Origin of the sequence: Microbacterium immunditiarum (genome assembly GCF_013409785.1) — a bacterium.
Lineage (GTDB): Bacteria > Actinomycetota > Actinomycetes > Actinomycetales > Microbacteriaceae > Microbacterium > Microbacterium immunditiarum.
In genome coordinates, this window is sequence record NZ_JACCBV010000001.1 from 515,709 (window position 1) to 536,364 (window position 20,656).

At 69.3% G+C, this 20,656-nt stretch carries 20 protein-coding genes; 3 read left to right on the forward strand and 17 right to left on the reverse strand.

Annotation, left to right across the window (positions count from 1 at the left end; all coding sequences use genetic code 11):
* Window positions 1–19 precede the first annotated feature (19 nt).
* From BJ991_RS02365 to BJ991_RS02425, 13 genes are all read right to left on the reverse strand, one after another.
* Window positions 20–865 carry an amidohydrolase family protein gene (locus BJ991_RS02365; RefSeq protein ID WP_179487122.1) on the reverse strand — a complete coding sequence of 282 codons (846 nt, stop codon included), beginning with the start codon at window positions 863–865 and terminating at the stop codon, window positions 20–22.
* A 74-nt stretch (window positions 866–939) separates the two neighbouring features.
* On the reverse strand, window positions 940–1,833 hold the full coding sequence (locus BJ991_RS02370) for an acyl-CoA thioesterase domain-containing protein (RefSeq protein ID WP_179487124.1): 894 nt from the start codon (window positions 1,831–1,833) through the stop codon (window positions 940–942).
* A complete protein-coding gene (locus tag BJ991_RS02375) occupies window positions 1,814–3,466 on the reverse strand; it encodes an FAD-dependent oxidoreductase (protein WP_179487126.1) in 1,653 nt (550 codons plus the stop codon). The genes BJ991_RS02370 and BJ991_RS02375 overlap by 20 nt, the downstream gene beginning before the upstream one ends.
* A gap of 9 nt (window positions 3,467–3,475) precedes the next feature.
* Window positions 3,476–4,825, reverse strand: a complete 1,350-nt coding sequence (locus BJ991_RS02380; protein WP_179487128.1) for an FAD-dependent oxidoreductase — start codon at window positions 4,823–4,825, stop codon at window positions 3,476–3,478.
* Complete coding sequence (locus BJ991_RS02385; RefSeq protein ID WP_179487130.1) at window positions 4,822–5,565, reverse strand: ATP-binding cassette domain-containing protein; 744 nt, start codon at window positions 5,563–5,565, stop codon at window positions 4,822–4,824. The genes BJ991_RS02380 and BJ991_RS02385 overlap by 4 nt, the downstream gene beginning before the upstream one ends.
* The gene (locus BJ991_RS02390) at window positions 5,562–7,310 is read right to left on the reverse strand and encodes a branched-chain amino acid ABC transporter ATP-binding protein/permease (protein ID WP_179487132.1); all 1,749 of its coding nucleotides are present in this window, start codon (window positions 7,308–7,310) and stop codon (window positions 5,562–5,564) included. The genes BJ991_RS02385 and BJ991_RS02390 overlap by 4 nt, the downstream gene beginning before the upstream one ends.
* 5 nt (window positions 7,311–7,315) lie before the next feature.
* Entirely contained in the window at window positions 7,316–8,182 is an 867-nt protein-coding gene (locus BJ991_RS02395) for a branched-chain amino acid ABC transporter permease (protein ID WP_179487134.1), read from the reverse strand.
* A gap of 67 nt (window positions 8,183–8,249) precedes the next feature.
* The gene (locus BJ991_RS02400) at window positions 8,250–9,518 is read right to left on the reverse strand and encodes an ABC transporter substrate-binding protein (protein ID WP_179487136.1); all 1,269 of its coding nucleotides are present in this window, start codon (window positions 9,516–9,518) and stop codon (window positions 8,250–8,252) included.
* A gap of 176 nt (window positions 9,519–9,694) precedes the next feature.
* Window positions 9,695–10,300, reverse strand: a complete 606-nt coding sequence (locus BJ991_RS02405; protein ID WP_179487138.1) for a TetR/AcrR family transcriptional regulator — start codon at window positions 10,298–10,300, stop codon at window positions 9,695–9,697.
* A gap of 87 nt (window positions 10,301–10,387) precedes the next feature.
* Window positions 10,388–11,800, reverse strand: a complete 1,413-nt coding sequence (locus BJ991_RS02410; protein ID WP_179487140.1) for a dihydrolipoamide acetyltransferase family protein — start codon at window positions 11,798–11,800, stop codon at window positions 10,388–10,390.
* 23 nt (window positions 11,801–11,823) lie between these two features.
* The gene (locus tag BJ991_RS02415; protein ID WP_179492411.1) at window positions 11,824–12,789 is read right to left on the reverse strand and encodes a transketolase C-terminal domain-containing protein; all 966 of its coding nucleotides are present in this window, start codon (window positions 12,787–12,789) and stop codon (window positions 11,824–11,826) included.
* 122 nt (window positions 12,790–12,911) lie between these two features.
* Entirely contained in the window at window positions 12,912–14,051 is a 1,140-nt protein-coding gene (locus tag BJ991_RS02420) for a thiamine pyrophosphate-dependent enzyme (RefSeq protein ID WP_179487142.1), read from the reverse strand.
* A 4-nt stretch (window positions 14,052–14,055) separates the two neighbouring features.
* Window positions 14,056–15,168 carry a histidinol-phosphate transaminase gene (locus tag BJ991_RS02425; RefSeq protein WP_179487144.1) on the reverse strand — a complete coding sequence of 371 codons (1,113 nt, stop codon included), beginning with the start codon at window positions 15,166–15,168 and terminating at the stop codon, window positions 14,056–14,058.
* A gap of 116 nt (window positions 15,169–15,284) precedes the next feature.
* On the opposite strand from BJ991_RS02425, the gene BJ991_RS02430 reads away from it, so the two are divergent.
* Window positions 15,285–15,674, forward strand: a complete 390-nt coding sequence (locus BJ991_RS02430; protein ID WP_179487146.1) for a phage holin family protein — start codon at window positions 15,285–15,287, stop codon at window positions 15,672–15,674.
* Here BJ991_RS02430 and BJ991_RS02435 read toward each other — a convergent pair.
* Complete coding sequence (locus tag BJ991_RS02435; RefSeq protein WP_179487148.1) at window positions 15,649–17,043, reverse strand: hypothetical protein; 1,395 nt, start codon at window positions 17,041–17,043, stop codon at window positions 15,649–15,651. The two genes, BJ991_RS02430 and BJ991_RS02435, sit on opposite strands and share 26 nt — an antisense overlap.
* Window positions 17,043–17,339, reverse strand: a complete 297-nt coding sequence (locus BJ991_RS02440; RefSeq protein ID WP_179487150.1) for a hypothetical protein — start codon at window positions 17,337–17,339, stop codon at window positions 17,043–17,045. The genes BJ991_RS02435 and BJ991_RS02440 overlap by 1 nt, the downstream gene beginning before the upstream one ends.
* Before the next feature lie 166 nt (window positions 17,340–17,505).
* Here BJ991_RS02440 and BJ991_RS02445 point away from each other — a divergent pair, with 166 nt between their 5' ends.
* Both BJ991_RS02445 and purB read left to right on the forward strand, forming a co-directional pair.
* Window positions 17,506–18,012: a low molecular weight protein-tyrosine-phosphatase gene (locus BJ991_RS02445; RefSeq protein ID WP_179487152.1), complete on the forward strand. Its 507-nt coding sequence runs from the start codon at window positions 17,506–17,508 to the stop codon at window positions 18,010–18,012.
* A 79-nt stretch (window positions 18,013–18,091) separates the two neighbouring features.
* The gene (gene purB, locus BJ991_RS02450; RefSeq protein ID WP_179487154.1) at window positions 18,092–19,471 is read left to right on the forward strand and encodes an adenylosuccinate lyase; all 1,380 of its coding nucleotides are present in this window, start codon (window positions 18,092–18,094) and stop codon (window positions 19,469–19,471) included.
* A 21-nt stretch (window positions 19,472–19,492) separates the two neighbouring features.
* On the opposite strand, the gene BJ991_RS02455 is transcribed toward purB, so the two are convergent.
* Entirely contained in the window at window positions 19,493–19,852 is a 360-nt protein-coding gene (locus BJ991_RS02455; RefSeq protein WP_179487156.1) for an amino acid transporter, read from the reverse strand.
* Complete coding sequence (locus BJ991_RS02460) at window positions 19,849–20,529, reverse strand: acyl-CoA synthetase (protein ID WP_179487158.1); 681 nt, start codon at window positions 20,527–20,529, stop codon at window positions 19,849–19,851. Before BJ991_RS02460 ends, BJ991_RS02455 begins: the two co-directional genes overlap by 4 nt.
* Between the last annotated feature and the right edge of the window lie 127 nt (window positions 20,530–20,656).

The following is a 20,656-nucleotide window of genomic DNA, read 5'->3' on the forward strand; positions in this document are numbered from 1 at the left end:
TCTGGCTCTCTCCGCGGTTTCAGGACACGCCCAGCAGGCGCGCCGCGTTGCGATAGAGGATCTTGTCGACCACGTCCTCTTTGAATCCGTACGCCTGCAGGTCGCTGATCCAACGCTCGGGCGAGATGACGGGATAGTCGGTGCCGAAGAGCACCTTGTCCTGCAGGAGCGACTTGGCGTGCTGCACGACGCTCGGCGGCAGATACTTCGGCGACCACCCGGAGAGGTCGATGTACACGTTCGCGTTGTGCATCGCGAGGGCGAGCAGATCGTCGTGCCACGGCCAGCCCGGGTGGGCGCAGATCAGCGGAATCCGTGGGAAGCTCGTCGCGAACTCCTCGATGTCGGGGAACGGCCGCGCGTGACGGAGACGGACGCCGCCGGCCCCCGGCAGACCGGCGCCGAACCCGGTGTGGCCCGCGTGCATGAGGACGACCAGCCCCTCGGATTGGATCGCGTCCCAAAGGGGGAAGAACCGGGGATCGGCGGGAGAGAAGGACTGCGCCGGCGGGTGCAGCTTGACGCCGGTGAATCCGTACCGGCTCTTGAATCGGCGCACCTCGCGGATCGCCTCGCGCCCCTTCCACGGGTCGATCGACCCGAACCCGATGAAGAAGTCCGGATGCTGCTCGACGACGCTCGCGATGAATTCGTTGCTCGTCGCCGGCTGCCGCGTCATCGTCTCGGCGTCCCACGCGAGCAGGACGGCTCGTTCCACACCCGCATCCGTGAACTTGCTCACGAGATCGGAGAACGGCTCGGCCTTGTCCATGATCCCGAACGCGTTGCTGAAGTAGCTTCCTCCGCTGCCCTCCAGGTACTCCGTCGTCGGAGGGTGGACGTGAACGTCGATCGCTCGCACCATTGCAGGCCTTTCAAACCTTCACGATCGGACATACCGACCGGTTGGAATCAACATACCGGTTGGAATGCAATGCGTCAATTGTCTCCATCGGACGGATGCCGGATCACGCCCTCCTGCACGCAAAGAGCGACGAGGACCCCGTCCTCCCGATAGATCCGGCCGACCGCGAGACCCCGGGCGGACCGAGCGGAGACGGGCGACTGTACGAAGAGCAGCCACTCGTCCGCGCGTGCCGGCTCATACAGCCAAAGCGCATGATCGAGGCTCACCATCCGCAACCCGAGATCCGTCGCGCGCCGGCCATGGGGCGCCAGAGTCACGTGCAGAAGTCCGAAGTCGCTCGCGTACGCGATCGCGGCGCGGTGTCGGGCTTCGTCCTCCCCGAGCGGTAATCGCGATCTGAACCACAGTCCTCGACTGGGACCGTCCGACGCGTCACCGCCGGCCGGGATCTCATCGATGAGGCGCAGGTCGAATCCCCGCTCGGTTTGCCAGATGCGGCTGGTCGGATCGCCTCGCCCGGCGAACCGTTCAGCGATGTTCGGCAGGGTGTGCGGTCGCGGCACGGCCGCGGTGAGACGCTGCGCGTGGACGGCCGACTGCTCCGGATGCTGGAAGGACACGGTCGCCGTGAACACGAGGCCGTCCTGATGCGCGTCGACCCGTCGCACCGCATACGATCTGCCTTCCGTCAGCCGGGCGACCCGATAGGCGACGTCGGCGTCCGATCGCGCCGGACGCAGGAAGCTGGCGTGCACGGAGTGCACGACCCGACCCGTTCCGATCGTCCGCTGCGCCGCGGTCACCGCCTGCGCGACGAGCTGGCCTCCATAGACCAGTCCCGTCGGCATGGGCGCGCTCGGGCCGGTGAACACGTCTTCCTCGCGCTCGTCGGCGAGCTCCAGCACCCGCTCGAGCACGAGGGTGTCGCGCAGCGCCGCGATCGCCTCAGGCGTCGACTGAGTCACGGGTTCGCTCGCGTTCGAGGACGGATGCCGCGTGCCGCGCCGCCGCGAGTCCGAAGGTGAACGCGCGAGCGTTGGCAATGCCGCTGTTGTACCAATAGCCCTCGATGAGCGCGGCCCCGGCGTTTCCGGCGGCGTAGAGCCCCGCGAGCGGGCGGTCGCGCCAATCGAGCACGCGAGCGTTCTCATCGAACCGCAGACCGCCTCGGCCGCCGACCGTGGTCAGCTCGAGCGGGATCGCGTAGAGCCGCCCTTCGAGGGGCCGCAGGCACGGGTTGGGCTCGACGTCTCGATCTCCGTTGTTGCGCGCGTACGCGGTGGACCCTCGCGCGAAGTCAGGATCCTCCCCCGTGCGGGCATGCTCGTTGTACTGCGTCAGGGTCTGGACGAAGCCGCCCTCATCGACCCCGAGCGTCTGCGCCAGCTCGGCAGCCGAGTCCGCCGAGACGAGCCAATCCGGCACGACACCGGGAGCCACAGAGCCGAGCCAGTACTTGTCCTTCCATGCCTGGTCGAAGACGAACCACGCGCGGTGGTTCACGTACTGCTGCGTCTTCGCATCGAGGTGGTTGATACCCGAGACGAGATCGCGGTAGAAGGATTCGTCCGCGAAGCGTCCGCCCTCCGCGTTCACGACGAGACTGCCCGGGAATGCCGGCTCGCGCACGAACAGTCGCCGCAGCGGCTGACCGTTGAACGTCTCGCCGGGGATGCTGAGGGCGGGAACGAGGATCTGCCCGGAAAGCGAGCTGAACGATGCACCGGCTTCCAGTGCGAGCAGGATCGCCTCGCCGTCGACGTTCGGCATGCCCGCAGGAGCGGCCGGCGGATAGGGGTCGAACCACGACTGCATCCGCGGATTCCAGTCGTACGCGCCCGTGGCCAGCACGACGCTTCGAGCGAGAACGGGCGCGGCATCCGCCCCGCGACCGATCGTCAGCTCCCACTCATCACCGTGGCGCCGAAGTCCGGTGAGCGGGCTGTCGAGCCGGATGTCCACACCGGTGCTGAGGGCCGAGCTCAGGAGCCAGCCGACGGTGGCCGTCCCGAATCCGACCCATCCCTCGGCGCGCCGGCGGGCGAGCAGGTCGTGATCCCAGCGAGCGATGGTGCCGAACCCGCCCCACGACTGGACCTCAGGCCACGACGTCGGCATGCGGTCGTAGATCGGCGATCGCACCAGACGGTCCGCCCACTCGCCCGGCAGAGTCTTGGTGTCGAAGACGGGCGACGCCAGGTAGCGCCCCTCCGTGCGCCCGGACGGCGCCTCTGCGTAGTAGTCGGGGTACGTGCGCACGACTTCATACGGCACGCCGCACTCATCCGCCAAGTAGTCGAGTGCGGGTCCTACTCGCTCGGCGAACGCACGCGTCAGGGCTGGGTCATTGCGTCCCGCCGACAGGTGGTCGATGTGCGCCGCACCCTCCTCCGGTGTGTCGGGAAAGCCCTGCGCGAGGGCACGGCTCGTCGCGGGCGCCCAGATCAGGCCGGTGGAGTAGGCGAATGTGCCGCCGACGAACGACGACGCCTCGAAGACAGCAGTCGTGCGACCGGCACGCCGTGCCCCGATCGCCGCGGTAAGTCCCGCCCCGCCAGCGCCGATCACAGCGATGTCGACGGTCTCAGCGTGGTCCATATGTCCTCCTCAGCTCCATCCCAGATCGGCCGCGAGCGCTGCGGCCGTGACCCTGCCCAAGGCGAGACCTCGCACGAGGCCCCCCGTGTATCCGCGCGCGTTCAGGCCACCGAGGTCGGCGCCGGCGACGTACAGACCGGGGATCGGCTCTCCGCCGGAGAGCACGCGCCCATCGGCATCCGCCGCGAGCCCGCGATATGTGAACGTGATGGCGGGCTGCACTTCGATCGCGGCGAACGGCGGTTCGATCAGCGGCGACCGAAGCCGCGTGCGTGAGGGGTCCAGCGCACTCCCCGCCAGCAGCGCGGCGTTGAACTCGCGGACAGTCGCCACGGCTCGCGTGCCGTCGTAACCCCACTCGTCGAGCGATGAAGCGAGCTCGTCCATCTCCTGCGCCGACGCCGTGCGGGCACCTCGTTCGTCGGCGAGCTCGAGCTTGTCGACGGCATCCATCCCCGGGATGAACGCCCGGACGACCTCGGTGCGGCGGATGCGCTCGTCGATGATGAGCACTGCACGGCCGGTCGCGGCGACCGCGATCGTGTTGACGTGGTCGCCGAGGGATTCATCCGTGAAGCGCAGACCTCGACTGTCCACGAGAACGCCGTGCTCGGAGTAGTACTGCGAGAGCGCCGCGAAGTCGCGCGGCTCGAACCGGTCGACCGGGTACGCGACGAGATGCCCGTAGAACCCGTCCGCAGGCCCTGCCAGATCGGCGCCGACATCGAGACCGAGCCGGATGCCGTCGCCGACGCTTCGCTGATTCGAGCGGAGCAGGAGGTCGCGGGCGCTTTCACCCATCCACTCCGCACGCGCTTCCTCGGTCGACTGGAATCCCCCCGTCGCCACCACCACCGCGCGGGCGCCGAGCGTCTGCTCCCCGCCTTCCCCGTCGGGCACGACCACGCCTGTGACACGACCGTCCTGGGTCGTGAGCGAGGATGGCGCGGTGCCGCGCAGCACGTAGCCGCCCGCCGACTCCACGATGGAGACGCATCGCGCGATGTATGCACCGACGTCGATCTGCCGCCCCTCCCCGTATCCGAGCACTTTCGTCAGGCGCGGACCGAGCGGCACCGAGAGCTCTTCGACCCACGCGAAGGACGGCTCCAGGGCATCCAGCATCCGGGTGAACAGCTCTGTGTCTCCGCCGGGATCCTCTTCCCCGAACACGTCGAGGGAAGGCGCTGTCCACACGTAGCCCTCCGAGAGCCGAGCCGAGCCGCCGACATCGTCGGCTGCTTCGAGGACGATGACCGATCGCTGCCGCTGCGCGACGGATGCCGCTACCGTCAGGCCGGCCATCCCGCCACCGATCACGACGACATCGACGTCGAGCGCGTCATCCGCTCCGCTCATGCACCCTCCAGATCCGGCTCGGCGGGACCGACGCTGAGATAGACGTCCCGCATGAAGTCCCGCGATGCGAGGACCGCGCCGTCCGCGCGATAGGTGACTCGTCCTCCCCGCAGGACGATCGATTCGGTGGCGATATCCGCAAGCCAGGCGACGTTCTGCTCCGCCACGAGGATGCCGACCCCGAGCGAGCTCATCTGCTGCAACTTGTCGGCGATCATCCCGACGATCCGCGGGGCGATGCCGACGCTGGGCTCGTCGAGCAGCATGAGCCGTGGCCGGCGCACGAGGGCGCGGGCGATCGCCACGATCTGCTGCTGACCGCCGCTGAGCTGCCCGGCCGGCCTCGGAAGCCACTCGAGCAACTCGGGGAAGACCTCCGCCGTCGCGTCGAGGCTTTCGGCGAGCGCCGTCCCCTTCAAGCCCGCCATGCGCGCCGACATGCGGAGGTTCTCCTCGACCGTGATCTCGTCGAAGAGCAGCCGCCCCTCGGGGACCCACCCGATGCCGGAGTTCAAACGTCGCGAATGGCGCCACCTGGTGACGTCTGTCCCGTCGAGCCGGATCGCGCCGGCCGTCGGACGGATCGTCCCCGCGATCGTGCGGAGCAGGGTCGATTTGCCCGCCCCGTTGGGGCCGGCGACGACGACGATGCCGCCGGTGGGCAGCGCGACGCTCACGTCCCAAAGCACCTGGAGATCGCCGTATCCGGCGCAGACGTCTTCGACTTCCAGCAAGCTCACGATGCCCCCTCAAGCGGTGCTCCGAGGTATGCGTCCACGACCTGTTCTTGGGCGAGCACCTCGGCCGGCGGACCCTCCGCGATCACGGCGCCGTCCGCCATGACGATCAGGCGGTGGCAGACGGGCGCGATCGACTGGATGAGGTGCTCGATGAGCAGGACCGCGCATCCGGATGCCGCGAGCCGTTCGACGCTCTGAAGCACGAGCGCCTGCTGGTCCGCGGTCAAACCAGCGAGCGGCTCGTCGAGGAGAAGGACCGGCTTGTCGGCGGCGACGAGCCTGCAGATCTCGATGAGCCTGCGTACGAAGGTCTGGGCTCCCGCCGTCGTCCGCACGTGCGCGAGTCCGTACTCTTCGAGCACTTCGCGCGCCCGCGGACGACTTGCCCCACCCACCAGCACGTTGTCGAGCGCCGTGAGCGACGTGAACAGCCGCGCTGCCTGGAACGAACGGGCCACTCCACGGGTGTAGCGGATCGGTGTCGGAACAGTCGTGATGTCGTCGCCGAGCACGCGCACACTGCCGGTGTCGGGCTGGATGACCCCCGTGATCACGTTGCAGACCGTGGTCTTGCCCGCGCCGTTGGGGCCCATGAGGCCCACGATCTCGCCGGGCCGCACCGCGATCGTGACGTCTTTGAGCACTTCGAGGCCGCCGAACCGCTTGCTGACCCCCACGACCTCGACGGCCGGCGCAACGTCAGACGGCGGGGCCGGAGGCTTTGCCAGCTCGGCGATCTCGGCGCTTGTGACGTGGATCTCCTCCACCGCCGCGGTCGGATCCGCCGATCTCCCGGCCAATCGCCGGAACAACCGCTTGATCAACCCGACGACGCCTCGGCGCGCCCCCTTCCGGGCCGAGAGCATCCAGATGATCGCGAAGGCGACGACGTACTGCAGGATCTGCGCGTACAGGCTGGTCTGGATGTCGGTCGAGAGGTTGATCGCGACCGCCTCGAGACCGAACACGACGACCGTGCCGATGAACGGGCCGGCCACGGTGCCGGCGCCGCCGACGAAGACGGCCAGGATCCCCGAGATGAGCAGGTCGATCCCCAACGCGGTCTCGGGCTGGGCGTACCCGAGGTAGTACGCCTGCACTCCCCCGCCGATCGCAGTCAGCCCGCCGCTGATCGCGTAGGCGATCATCCGCTCTCGACCGACCCGTACGCCCACAGCCTGCGCAGCGGTCGCGTCATCCTTGATGCTCAGCCAGCGCCGGCCCATCGGAGAAGAGAGGATGCCGAGGTTGACCGCAATGGCGACGAAGACGAGTCCGAGGAGCAGATACGCGGCGAGGTCCACCGACGTGAGCTCGTAGATGATGATGCCCTCGTTGCGGCCGATGAGCTGGATCGCGGTCACGGAAGCCGCGGCGATCTCGTAGATGATGAGGGTGAACACGGCGAGATACAGGCCGGTCAGCCCGAGTGCCGCGGCGGCTCTCACGATGACGGCGCCGAGCACGGCGCAGACGACGGCAGCGCCGAGGATCGGCAGCACCATCCCGGTGCCCGCGTTGAGCGAGAGCACCATCGCATAGGAGCCGATGCCCCAGAACAGCATGCTCGACAGTGCGAGCTCTCCGAGAATGCCGCCGACGATGTTCCAGGCGTATGCGAAGAAGAGGACGACCAGTCCGTTCACGAGAGTCGGCGCGACGGAGCGACCCACGAGCGGCCACAGTGCGAAGGCTGCCCCCGCGAGGACGATGAGGATCAGCCACTTCGTGCTGGTTCGGTGCAAGACGTTCATGCGCGACGGGCCCTGTTCGACGTCGTGGAGACGACCCGCTCGATCGAGAGGATCGCGAGGAAGGCGACGAAGATGACGACGCTCGTGAGGCTCGGGTCGATGAGGCTGTTGAGCACCGCCTGCGCGATGCCGTAGAAGAAGCCCACGAGAACGACCCCGAACATCGACAGGCGAGCCGCGATCGAGACGATGAGGGCAACGATGAGGAAACCGAACCCGAGCGTCGGTGAGACCGGCTGGATCGTCATGAGCAGGCCGCCCGCGACGCCCGCCATCGCGCCCCCGAGGCAGAAGACCGCGACGAAGACCCACTGCACGGGAACCCCGATCGCGTAAGCGCCTTCGGTGTACCGGCCCGTCATCCGCATGAGCCGCCCGCTGAGGGAGTAGCGCAGCCACACCATGAACACGGCGCTCAGGGCGACCGCCACGAAGAACGCGATCCCGCGGGCCGGGTCCACGGGCACTCCGAGGATGCGCCATGGCTCCGTCTGCCGGAAGGGCAGCCCAACGAGCTGACCGCCCCACACCAGCTGGAAGATGATCACGAGCAGACTCGAGAGCACCAGCGTGTACACGACCTGGAGGTTGTGCCCGCCGCCCGCGCTGCGCGACGGCACGATCGCGACGACGTACACGACCGCCGACAGCAGCGCGCACACGACCCCTGCGAGGACGACGCCGACGTATGCGTTGAGGCCGAGCGCCGCAACGAGCGTGTACACGACGTACATTCCCGCGACGACGGTTGCGCCGTGGGCGAGGTTGACCATGTCACCCACGCCGAGCGTCAGCGTGAATCCGAGCGCGAGCAGTACGTAGACCGATCCGATGGACAGGCCCGAGATGATCTCCGCGAGCATGATGATCCTCTAGTTCCGGGTACTGCGGTCCGGCAGGACGCCTTCGTCCTGCCGGACCGCCTGGGTTTCAGCGAGCCGGCCAGATGAGCTCGTCGCTGCTGGGGTCGCTGACGTCCATCTGGACGCCGTCCTGCCACTGGATCATGGTCCCTTCCCACTTCAGGTTGTCGCCGTTCTTCTCGTTGAACGAGAGCCCGCCGCGCATCGAATAGAAGGGGAACGGCGCATCCTCCGGTGACGAGAACTCCAGGGAGCGGAGTGCGTCCGCGATCTTCGCGGGATCGGGGCTCGCCGCCTTTTCGATGGCGGCCGCGATCACCGTGATGATCGCCGGCGCACTTGCCGCGAGCCCGACCATGGGCTGACCGGTCTCCTCCTGGAACGCAGCCGCGATCGCCTCGAGCTCCGGCACCGGAGATGCGGACAAGTCGGCCGCATAGGACAGGTCGACCCAGTGGTTCGTCGATGCGCCCGTCGCCTCACCGAACGAGGAGAGGTACTGTCCACCGGCGATCCACACGAATCCCTGCTCGGGCCGCCAGTCCTGCGCCGCGACCGCCTGCGCGAACAGGACCGCGTCGTTCGGGTTCTGATAGCCGGTCACGAGGTCGACATCCGCTTGTGCGAGCTGTGCCACGATGGGCGCGAAGTCGGTCGTCGCCTTCTGGTCGTAGCTGATGTTGACGGCCTCCCAGCCCGCCGCTTCGGCTCCGGCGATCATGCGCTCGGTTGTCGAGGTTCCCGGCGGAACGTTGATGCCGACGACGCCGATCTTCTCGATCGTGACCCCCTGCTCCTTGAGCGTCGCGTCGATCCACTCGAACGCCTGGTCGCCCCACGCATCCGCACGATTCACGACGCGGAACATCCAAGGCGACTCGGGGTCGGTGACCGCACTGTCCAGCGACGGGCCGACGAACGGGATCTCGGCGCGGGTGATGATCGGAACGCTGTTGATGACAGTCGCGCTGAGCAGTGGGCCCGCGAAGACGCTGACCCCCTGCGCGGCCATCTGCTGCAGCAGCTGGGCGTCACGCGTGGCATCGCTGGCGTCGTCTACGGCGTCGAGGCGCAGCTTCGCGCCACCGAGGCTCTCGATCCCGCCCGCTTCGTTGATGGCATCGACGGTGAGCTGCAGCGCGGTGAGGTACGGGGTTCCGAATCCGGCCCCGGGTCCGGACAGCGGCAGCGGAGCGCCGATGACCACTTCCTCGACGGCGGGCCCGTCGGACGGCTCAGAGCCGCCCCCGCCATCGCTGCTACTGCAGGCGGCGAGGGCGAGCACCCCCGCTGATAGTGCGGCAACCACACCGACCGCACGACGACGAATTCGCATGTGAGGACCTCCTTGTCCTGCCGGGATTCCGACTAGTTGGTATGTACCTTGACAGTCCAGATCGAACTCTGTCAAGGACGTTCCAGTGGCCTGCTCCAAGGACGCGGAAGGCGCGCAACCGCCGCAACGGCGTGCGCGCCTTCCTGTCGCTCCCGAATCGCGGCGTGTGCGCGGACTCAGGAGGGGGCGGGGACTCGGTCCGCTTCGGCCCGCTCGGGCACCGCGAGGCCGTTCAACACGAGCTGTGTGAACTCCGCTGCCACATCATCGGCGCTGGCCTTGCCGCCCGGCCGGTACCAGTGATACGTCCACATCCCCATGCCGAACATCCCCAGCGCAGCGAGCGTGCTGTCCCGGTCGGCGTCGAACTCGCCCGCACGCTGACCTCGTTCGATCGTGCGCTGGAACAGTCGCCGGATGTCCGCCTTCTTCCCGTCGATCCGCTCCGCGGCGGAGTCGGAAAGGCTCCGATGCGATTCCCAGAGGATGACGACATTCGCGCGGTACGAGTGGATCTGCTCGATCAGCTCACGCAGCATCGCGGTCAGAGTCTCACTGGGCGTGAGCCCTTCGGTCGCGATGCGCTCGAAGCGCTCGAATGCGAAGTCCACGTACGATGAGTGGATCTCGGCGAGCAGATCCTCTTTCGAGTCGAAGTAGTGATAAAAGGCGCCCTTCGTGAGGGCGGCCGCCTCGACGACCTCGTTGACGGTCACCCGCTCGTAACCCTCGTCGGCGAAGAGCCTGATCGCCTCTGCGACGAGCTTGTCGCGTGTGTTCAAGTTGAGTTCTCCCGCCCGTCTGGTTGATGCGTAGACCGTACACGCCTACCGGTCGGAATGACCAGTCCGCATCCGAGAGTCGGAAGGTCAGTCCAGCAGCAGCGCGGGCTCCTCGAGGATCGACGCGACGTCCGCGATGAAACGCGACATCCCGTCGCCGTCGATCACGCGGTGATCGAACGACCCCGACACCGTCGTCACGAACCGCGGACGCACTTCGCCGTCGACGACCCACGGCTTCTGCCGGATGGTTCCCATCGCGACGATGCCCGACTCGCCCGGGTTGATGATGGGCGTGCCCGCGTCCATGCCGAACACGCCGATGTTCGTGATGGTGATCGTGCCGCCCTGCTGATCGGCGAGCTGCGTCTTGCCGTCGCGCGCCGTGAGCGTGAGCTTCTCGAGCGCGCGGGCGAGGTCGCGCATCGAAAGGTCCTGTGCGTCCTTGATGTTCGGCACGAGGAGCCCCCGCGGGGTCGCCGCGGCGATGCCGAGGTTGACGTAGCGGCGCACGCGGATCTCGGCGCCGTGGTCTGCGTCGACCCACGCCGCGTTGACCATCGGCGTGCGGCGCACGGCCCAGATGACTGCCCGCGCCATGATGAGCAGCGGCGAGACCCGGATGTCGGCGAAGTCGGGCGAGGACTTCAGCCGCTTGACGAGCTCCATGGTGCGCGTCGCATCGACGTCGGTCCACACCGACACGTGCGGCGCCGTGTACGCCGATCGCACCATCGCCGACGACGTCGCCTTGCGCACGCCCTTGACCGCGATGGTCTCCTCGCGCTCGTCGTCGGCAGGCGGGACCGTCGCCGGCGGCGGGACGACGGGGGCGACGGATGCCGCGCCACCGCGCTCGACGGGGATCGTCTCTTCGCGGACCGAGCCCCAGTCGGGCGTCTGGATGTTGCGGAACACGCTCGCCTGCTCGGCGTGCTTGAGCACGTCGTCGCGCGTCACGTCGCCCGCCGGCCCGGTCGGCACGACATCGCCGAGGTCGACGCCGAGATCGCGCGCGAGCTTGCGGATGGGCGGCTTCGCGATGACACCCACGGATGCCGCGACCCGCTCCCGAACCTCTGAACCCGACTGGTGAGCATGACGAACCACACGGCGGCGCGACTGCACGTGGCCGCCCGTGCCGTAGCCGACGAGCACCGACCCTTCGCCGGCGGGCGGCTCGGCAGGCGCTCCGTGCTCGGTCTGGCCGACGGTGACCGGCGAGGGGCTCGGGGCCGAGGCATCCGTCGCCCTCTCCTCCGCGACGATCGTGATGATCGGCGCACCGACCGCCACCGTCGTGCCCTCCGCGGCAAGGACCTCGCCGACCGTCCCGTCGAACGGCGACGGCAGCTCGACGAGCGACTTCGCGGTCTCGATCTCGACGAGCACGTCGTTCACGGCGACGGTGTCGCCCGGGCCCACGCGCCACGAGACGATCTCGGCCTCGGTGAGTCCTTCGCCGACATCGGGCAGCACGAAGGTCTGGGTCGTCGTCATGCGGGATCCTTTCGCGGCATCCGTCAGTACCCGAGCGCCCGGTCGACCGCTTCGAGCACGCGGTCGGCGTCGGGCAGGTAGACACCCTCGAGTTTGGCGGGCGGGAACGGCGTGTCGAAGCCCGACACCCGCAGCACGGGCGCTTCGAGCGCGTAGAACGCCTTCTCCATGACCGTCGCGGCCACCTCGCTGCCGAGGGAGTTGAAGCCCGGGGCCTCCTGCGCGTAGACCATGCGTCCCGTGCGCCGCACCGAGTCCAGGATCGGTCCGTAATCGACCGGCGACAGCGAGCGCAGGTCGACGACCTCGCACGACGTGCCCTCCGACTCGGCGATCGCCGCCGCCTGCAGCAGCGTCGTGACCATCGCGCCGTGACCGACGAGCGTGACGTCGGTTCCGCGACGCACGACGCGCGACGCGTGCAGCGGCAGGGCGCGGGCGTCGAGGTCGACCTCGCCCTTCTGCCAGTACCGCGCCTTCGGCTCGAGGAAGATGACCGGGTCGTTCGAGTCGATCGCGTCCTGGATCATCCAGTACGCGTCGTTGGGGGTCGAGGGGCTCACGACCCGCAGACCCGGCGTGTGCGTGAAGTACGCCTCGGGGCTCTCCTGATGGTGCTCGACCGCACCGATGTGGCCGCCGTAGGGGATGCGGATCACCACCGGCAGGCTGAGCGCGCCCTCATGACGGTTCGTGAGCTTCGCGAGCTGCGTCGTGATCTGGTCGAACGCGGGGAAGACGAACCCGTCGAACTGGATCTCGACCACGGGACGGAACCCGACCATCGCGAGGCCGATCGCGGTGCCGACGAGTCCCGACTCCGCGAGCGGCGAGTCGAGCACCCGCCGATCGCCGAACTCGGCCTGCAGGCCCTCGGTGACCCGGAACACGCCGCCGAGGCGGCCGATGTCCTCGCCCATGAGGAGGACGCGGTCGCTGTTCGCGAGTGCGGCGCGCATGCCGGCGTTGAGGGCGCGGCTGAACGGGATCGTCTGCGCGCCGGTCGGCGCCGGCGCCGTCGACCCCCCGGTCCCTGAGCCTGTCGAAGGGACGGACGACGCCTCGGCAAGGTCAGCGACGGGGCGGGTGCCGATGACGGGGTTGGACTCGGTCACGATGCCCCCTCCTCGAACGACGACTCGTAGTCGAGGAGCCACCGCCGCTGCTCGTCGATCAAGGGGTGCGGCTCGCTGTAGACGTGGTCGAACATCTTGGTCGCGGGGATGCCATCGAGGGCGTTGGTGCGCACGCGCGTGTCGTCGGCGACGGCGGATGCCTCGGCCCCGACCTCCGCGAAGAACGCCTCCGACGCGCCACGGCCCTCGAGGTACGCGCGAAGGCGCGCGATCGGGTCGCGCTTCGCCCACGACTGCTCCTCGTCGGACGCGCGGTACTTCGTCGGGTCGTCGCTCGTGGTGTGGGCGCCCATGCGGTACGTGAGCGCCTCGATCGCGCGCGGGCCGGCGCCCGCGCGTGCCTCGTCGAGCGCGACCTTCGTGACGGCGTAGCTCGCGATGACGTCGTTGCCGTCGACCGCGATGCTCGGCATGCCGTAGCCCTCGCCCCGACGGTGCAGCGGCGAGCGCGACTGCGTCGTCACGGGCACCGAGATCGCCCACTGGTTGTTCTGCAGGAAGAACACCTGCGGCGTCTGGTAGCTCGCCGCGAAGACCATCGCCTCGTGCACGTCGCCCTCGCTCGAGGCGCCATCGCCGTAGTAGACGATGACCGCTTCGTCGCGCTCGGGGTCGCCCGTGCCGGAGCGGCCGTCGAAGACGAGCCCCATGCCGAGACCGGTCGCGTGCAGGGTCTGCGCGCCGAGCACGAGCGTGTAGATGTGCGTGTTGCCGTTGCGGGGGTCGAACGGATCCCACCCGCCGTGGGTGAGACCCCGCATGAGGCGGATGATGTCCATCGGGTCGACGCCGCGGATGCGGCACACGACGTGCTCGCGATACGACGGGAACACGTGGTCCTGCGGGCGGGTCGCGCGGGCGGAGCCGACCTGCGCCGCCTCCTGCCCGTAGCTCGGCGGCCACAGCGCGAGCTGACCCTGGCGCTGGAGGTTCGTCGCCTGGCGATCGAACGCGCGGATCACGACCATGTCGCGATAGAAGCCCTCGAGCTCGTCGTCGGTCAGCGCCTCGACGAGGGGCAGATAGCGTTCCGCGGCGGGAGTCGGGGAGAACGATCCGTCCGCGGCGAGCACGCGGACGGGTTCTTCGGGCTGGGAGCCGTGGTCCGAAGTCACCGTTCTACGCTAGCCCGCGGCCTACGTGCCCTTCTGGGAGGTCTTGAACAACGGATGCCGCGATCCCCAGTACCTTCTCGACAGACTCCTCCTCGCCGACGGAGACCCGGATGCCGTCGCCCGCGAACGGCCGGACGATGAGCCCGGCGCGCTCGAACCGTTCCGCGACGGCGAGCGTCTCCTCGCCGAGGGGGAACCACACGAAGTTGCCCTGTGCGTCGGGGATCGCCCATCCGAGGTCGCGCAGCGCCGCGACGAGCGCGTCACGCCGCCTCGCGATGACCGACACGCGCTCGAGCAGCTCGGCCTCGGCGTCGAGGCTCGCGAGCGCCGCGACCTCTGCCTGGGCCGTGACCGACAGCGGGATGCTCGCGCTGCGCGCGGCGTCGAGGATGCGCGGGTGGCCGATCGCGTAGCCGACCCGGAGCCCGGCGAGACCGTACGCCTTCGAGAAGGTGCGGAGGACGACGACATTCTGATGCCCCGCGTTCCCGAGCACCCGAATGCCGTCGACCGACGTCGGGTCGGTGACGAACTCGGCGTAGGCCTCGTCGAGGATGACGAGCACGTCGGACGGCACCCGTTCGACGAACGCGTCGAACTCGGCCTGCGTCACGATCGGGCCGGTCGGGTTGTTCGGCGTGCAGACGATCACGGCACGAGTGCGGTCGTTCACGGCATCCGCCATCGCCTGCAGATCGTGCCGCGCGCCCTCGGCGAGCGGCACCATGACCGGCGTGGCGCCGGCGAGGACGGCGAGCCACGGATACGCCTCGAACGACCGCCACGCGAAGATGACCTCGTCGCCCGGACCCGACGTCGCGAGCACGAGCTGCGCGAGGATCGACACACTCCCCGCCCCGATGTGCACCTGCTCGGACGGAACGCCGAACCGCGCGGCCAGTCGCTCGCGCAGGCGGGCGGCCGTGGCATCCGGGTAGCGGTTCAAGGCCGATGCCGAGCGCACCGCTTCGAGCACGCCCGGAAGTGGGTCGAACGGGTTCTCGTTGCTCGACAGCTTGAACGCGTCGGATCCGGCCTGCTTGCCCTGCTTGTAGGGAGGCAGCGCCGCGATCTCGGGGCGGACGCGCACGGGGATCTCGGGGACGTCGGTCACGCCACGAGTCTATGGAAGGGTTCGGCGCCCGTCCTCTCGCGCGGGTGTGCGGGGGCGGACGCCGCGCCGCGCAACCCTTCCCGCGCGTCGGACCCGCGTGCCAGACTGACGGGACTATGGGGTTCCTCATCCGAGTCGTCGTCAACGCGTTCGCGATCTGGATCGTGACGCTCATCCCGGCACTGCAGGTGTCCGTCATCGCGTTTCCGCCGGGCGACACGCTGCAGTACATCCTGACCCTGCTCATCGTGGCCGCGCTGTTCGCCATCGTTAACACGATCATCGGCACGGTCATCAAAGTGCTGGCGTTCCCCATCTACATCCTGACGCTCGGCCTGATCGGCCTCGTCATCAATGCGTTCCTGCTGTGGCTGACCGCATGGCTCACGCACTGGTGGACGTGGGGCCTGCGCGTCGAGGACTTCTGGTGGGGCGTCGTCGCCGCCCTGATCATCTCGATCATCAACTGGGTGTTCGGCGTCATCCTGCGCCCGAAGAAGAGCTGATCGATCCTGGCGGCTGCCCCGACGGCAACTCGTCGACGATCCGCCGCGCCCCGAACTCGCTGACCTCGACGTCGGCCGCCCCTCCCAGCCGCGCGAACACCTCCCGCACGCCCGCGAGGCGCGGGTCGTCCGACGCGTCGGTGAGAGCGGCGGTCTCGGCGTATGCCGTCAAACGGTGCGCGGGCAGCAGCGCGTCGTCGTACTCGACGGCCGGGTCGTAGACCCGCTCGACGACGACACTGCCGGATGCGCCCACCGGCGCCATGTGACCACCGCCCGCGAGCGCGGTCACGGGGTCGTCGCGGTGACGGATGCCGACGGAGAGCGTGCCGGGACCGGCGTCCGCCTCGACCGGAGAGCCGTAGGTGACGAGCGTCTGCACGTCGTACTCCGCTTCGACCGCGAGGTGCGAGGAGATCATCGCGCCCTGCGAGAAGCCGAACGCGTGGACGGTGTCGCCCGGACGGGCACCCGCGGCCGCGAGCGCCTCGACGGTAGCGGTGTACGACGCCGACTCGCGCCCGGTGTAGAGCTCAGTGTTCGAGGCGTTGTCCCACGCCTCGTAGCGGCCGAAGGCCTGCGACTGCATGCCCGCGACGTAGACGGCGAACTCGCGGCGTCCGTCGGGCATCGTGTACTTCTCGACCCGCACGCGCGAGCTGCCGTCGCCGTTCGGGATGCGCTGCGCCGCGTTCGCGAGCGACGTCGGCGCAGTGTTCGCGGACGCGCCGGGGCGCACGCGGCTGATCGCGACGGCGGCTGGTCCGCCGGTGAGCCGGTCCCCCTTCTCGATGAGTCCCGCCCGCGACAGCCCCGCCGCAGCCGCGAGAGCGAGGGTCGGCAGTCCCGCGGCAACGCCGCCGATCATCGCGCCGCGCTCGCTCACCTCTTCGCCCACGGTGAAGCCGAAGAGCGTCGACTGCCTGGCCAGCTCGGACGGCCACATGACCGCCCGATCGAGCTCGAGACCGCGCGCCCCCTCCATCGCGTCGGGCCACTCGCTCATGAGCTGGTCGCGCTGCGCGTCGATCCGCGCGAGCGCGGGGGTGTCGCCCACGAGCAGGGCGGCGGCGTGACGGACGTTCAGCTCGACGAGCTCGTACACCGCGGCCGCCGACTCGAGCTTCGCAGCAAGCTCGTCGGCGTGACGCCGAGCGTCGGCCAACCGTGCGAACACCAGCGCTGCGGAGTCAGCAGCCTCGCCGGCGCGCACGCGATGAGCCCACAGGATGTGCTGCACGTACGACAGCCGCCCGCCGAGCTCCTCCAGCTCGGCGTTCGTCGCCGTGATCCGCGCTGCCGCGTGCCGCAGGGTATCGCTGTCGACGGCGACGGCGCCGCCCGAGCGGATCTCGAGCTCGTCCCCCATCAGCAGTCGTCCCACACCGCGAGCGCGACCCGATCGCGAGCGTCGGCCGCGAGGATGCGAGCGGTCTCGGTCGGACAGTAGAGCGACGAGATCTCGCCGGCCCACTCCTCGGCACGCTCGTGGAAGGCGGCCGCCGCGCGCGCGTGCCAATCGGTGAGCGCCACGAGACCGCGCGCTTCGGCGGTCACCTCGAGGATCCGATCCGCAAGCGCGGCGAGGGCGCGCACGACGCCGTCGAGCTCCTCGATGACGGCGAGCTGGTGCGGCGGGGCGTCGCAAGCGAGGGCGAAGGGCATGGGTCCATCGTGCGGACGCCGACGTCCCCGCGACCGCGCGCACGAGCGCCGTGTGCGATGCCGACGACAGGCGTGCGCTGGGGAGGAGCGGAGGCGGGGCATCCGTGTCTCGCACATCGGGCACCGACCCCTTGACCAGGGCGCGAGCCGCGCCATGATGGAACCCATGACCGCGAGCGTCATCGAGCCGTTCCGCGTCGTCTTCGTCTGCACCGGGAACATCTGCCGCTCCCCGATGGCCGACATCGTGTTCCGAGGGTTCGCGGATGCCGCGGGCCTGGGCCACCGGATCGCCTCGAGCAGCGCGGGCACCGGCGACTGGCACGTCGGCGAACGCGCCGACCAGCGCACAGTCGAGGCGCTGTCGAGGCGCGGCTACGACGGCACGCACCATCGCGCGCGACAGTTCACCCACGATGACTTCGTGCGCAACGACCTCATCGTGGCACTCGACCGCTCGCACGAGCGGATCCTGAGGGGGTGGGCACGCGGGCACTCCGACGCCGACAAGATCGCGCTTCTCATGTCGTTCGACAACGCCGCACACACTCTCGACGTCCCCGACCCGTACTACGCGGGCCCGGCGATGTTCGACGAGGTGCTCGGTATGATCGAGAGTGCGAGCCGGGCACTCTTCCGGCAGCTCGAACCCGCGGTCCGCACCGCGATCTGAACAGGTCGGCGGCGATCGCCGAGCATCGAACGTCCCCGGCTCCGGCCCCAGCCGATCAGCCGCGTCCGACGGGAGTCCCGTGACCGATTTCCCCGCCCAGTCCCTCAGCCCGCTCGATGGCCGCTACCGCGCCGCCGTCGCGCCGCTCGCCGAGTACCTCTCCGAGGCGGGCCTCAACCGCGCCCGCGTCGAGGTCGAGGTCGAGTGGCTCATCGCGCTGACCGACAACATGCTGTTCGGCACGACGCCGCTCTCCGAGGAGCTGAAGCTGCGCCTGCGCGCGCTCTACCTCGACTTCGGGCAGGCGGAGATCGACTGGCTCGCCGAGCGCGAGGCCGTCACGCGCCACGACGTGAAGGCGGTCGAGTACCTCGTGCGCGACCGCCTGTCGAAGCTCGGTCTCGACGCGATCGCCGAGCTCACCCACTTCGCGTGCACGAGCGAGGACATCAACTCGACCTCGTACGCGCTCATCGTCAAGCGCGCCGTCACCGACGTGTGGCTGCCGAAGCTGCGGACGGTGATCGGGTCGCTGCATTCGCTCGCGGCGAAGCACCGCGACGCCGCGATGCTGTCGCGCACGCACGGGCAGCCCGCGACGCCCACGACGATGGGCAAGGAGCTCGCGGTGTTCGCGTGGCGCCTCGAGCGCGTCGCGGCGCAGGTCGCGGCATCCGATTACCTCGCGAAGTTCTCGGGCGCGACAGGCACGTGGTCGGCGCACGTCGCGGCCGACCCGAAGGTCGACTGGCCGCTCATCACGCGCGAGTTCATCGAGTCGCTGGGCCTGGGCTTCAACCCGCTCACGACGCAGATCGAGTCGCACGACTGGCAGGTCGAACTGTACGACCGCGTGCGGCACGCGGGCGGCATCCTGCACAACCTCGCGACCGACGTCTGGACGTACATCTCGCTCGGTTACTTCGCGCAGATCCCCGTCGCCGGCGCGACGGGGTCCTCGACGATGCCGCACAAGATCAACCCCATCCGCTTCGAGAACGCCGAGGCGAACCTCGAGATCTCGGGCGGGCTGTTCACGACCCTCGCGTCGACGCTCGTGACGTCCCGCCTGCAACGCGACCTCACCGACTCGACGACGCAGCGCAACATCGGCGTCGCGTTCGGCCACTCGCTGCTCGCGCTCGACAACCTCGAGCGCGGCCTGCGCGAGATCTCGCTCGCCGAGGACGTGCTGCGCGCCGACCTCGACGCGAACTGGGAGGTGCTGGCCGAGGCGATCCAGACGGTGGTCCGCGCCGAGATCGCGGCGGGCCACTCGTCGATCACCGATCCCTACGCGCTTCTCAAGGACCTCACGCGCGGCCGCCGCGTCGGCGCCGAGCAACTGGCCGAGTTCGTCAACGGACTCGACATCACGGATGCCGCGAAGCAGCGTCTCCTCGCGCTGACGCCCGCGACCTACACAGGTCTCGCGGCGTCGCTCGTCGACGAGGCCTGAGGCGCGGACGCCCGCGCGGCGTCAGGACTCGCGGGTGTCGGGGGCTGGGGCATCCGGCTCGTCGCTCGGCCGCTTGTCCGGCTTCTGCGCGGCCTTGCGCTCGTCCTTCTCGACGAGCACCGGGCGGTCGACCGTCTTCTGCACATCGGCGGGGTCGACCGCCAGGAGCATGAGCGCGAGGCCGACGAGCGCCACGATGAACGTGATGCCGGCGACGACGGCGGCGAACACGAGCGCGCGACCCTGCTGATCGGGCGTTCGGCTCTGGAAGAATCCCATCGACACGAGGGTCACGACCCCGGCGAAGACGGCGGCCAGCAGCGCGAGGCCGAGCAGTTGCAGCGGCTTCATGAGGGCGCGTCGAGTCGGCCGGTCGGTCATGCGGAACCTCCGTCGTGGGTGGCGGGCGACTCGGCCGGCGCAGGCTGCGGCTGGGGCTGCGGCTTGCGCGGCGAGAAGCCCGCGATCGCGAGGTACACCGCGACGATCGCGGCGTATCCCCCGAAGATGCCGACGGCGAGGATGATGCCCGTCAGCGTGAATGTCTGGCCGGCTTCGGCCACGGTGTATTCGAGCGAGAACCCGACCGGCACGAGCGGGAGGGCAACGGCGAGCGCGAGGGTCAGCACGCCGACGACGACGGCGTCGCGAGCCTCGGATGCCGGACCCAGCGCCGCCTCGCCGCGCTTCGCCGCACGCAGCGCGCGCCAGCCCGAGATCGTCTCGACGAGCCCGGCGGTGAACGCCCACGCGATGACGAGCACGAAGAAGAGGATCGTCGAACGCAGCGGCGGGAGTCCTCCGGCCATGCCCGCGAGGACCGACACGAGTCCGAGCAGGACGGCCGGCCAGCGACGCCGCACGGGGTACACGAGCCATGCCGATACGAGCATGACGATGCCCGTCGCGAGCGCGAAGCCGCTGAACACGGCGAGGCCGACGTCGGCGGAGTGATCGGGCGAGAACGTGATCATGACCGCGGCGATCCCCGCGAAGATGGCGCGCGCGAGCTGGACGTGCCAGACCTCGAAGGCGCGGGACTGCGGGGATGTGCTCACGGATGTTCCTCGACGTGAAGGGGACCCCTCCAGTCTAGGCCGCGGCGCGAACCCGCCCCTGACCGGGCTGCTTCGCCCGGTGATCGCCGAGTGCACGGCTTCTCGTCGAGTGCACGACTTCGCCGCG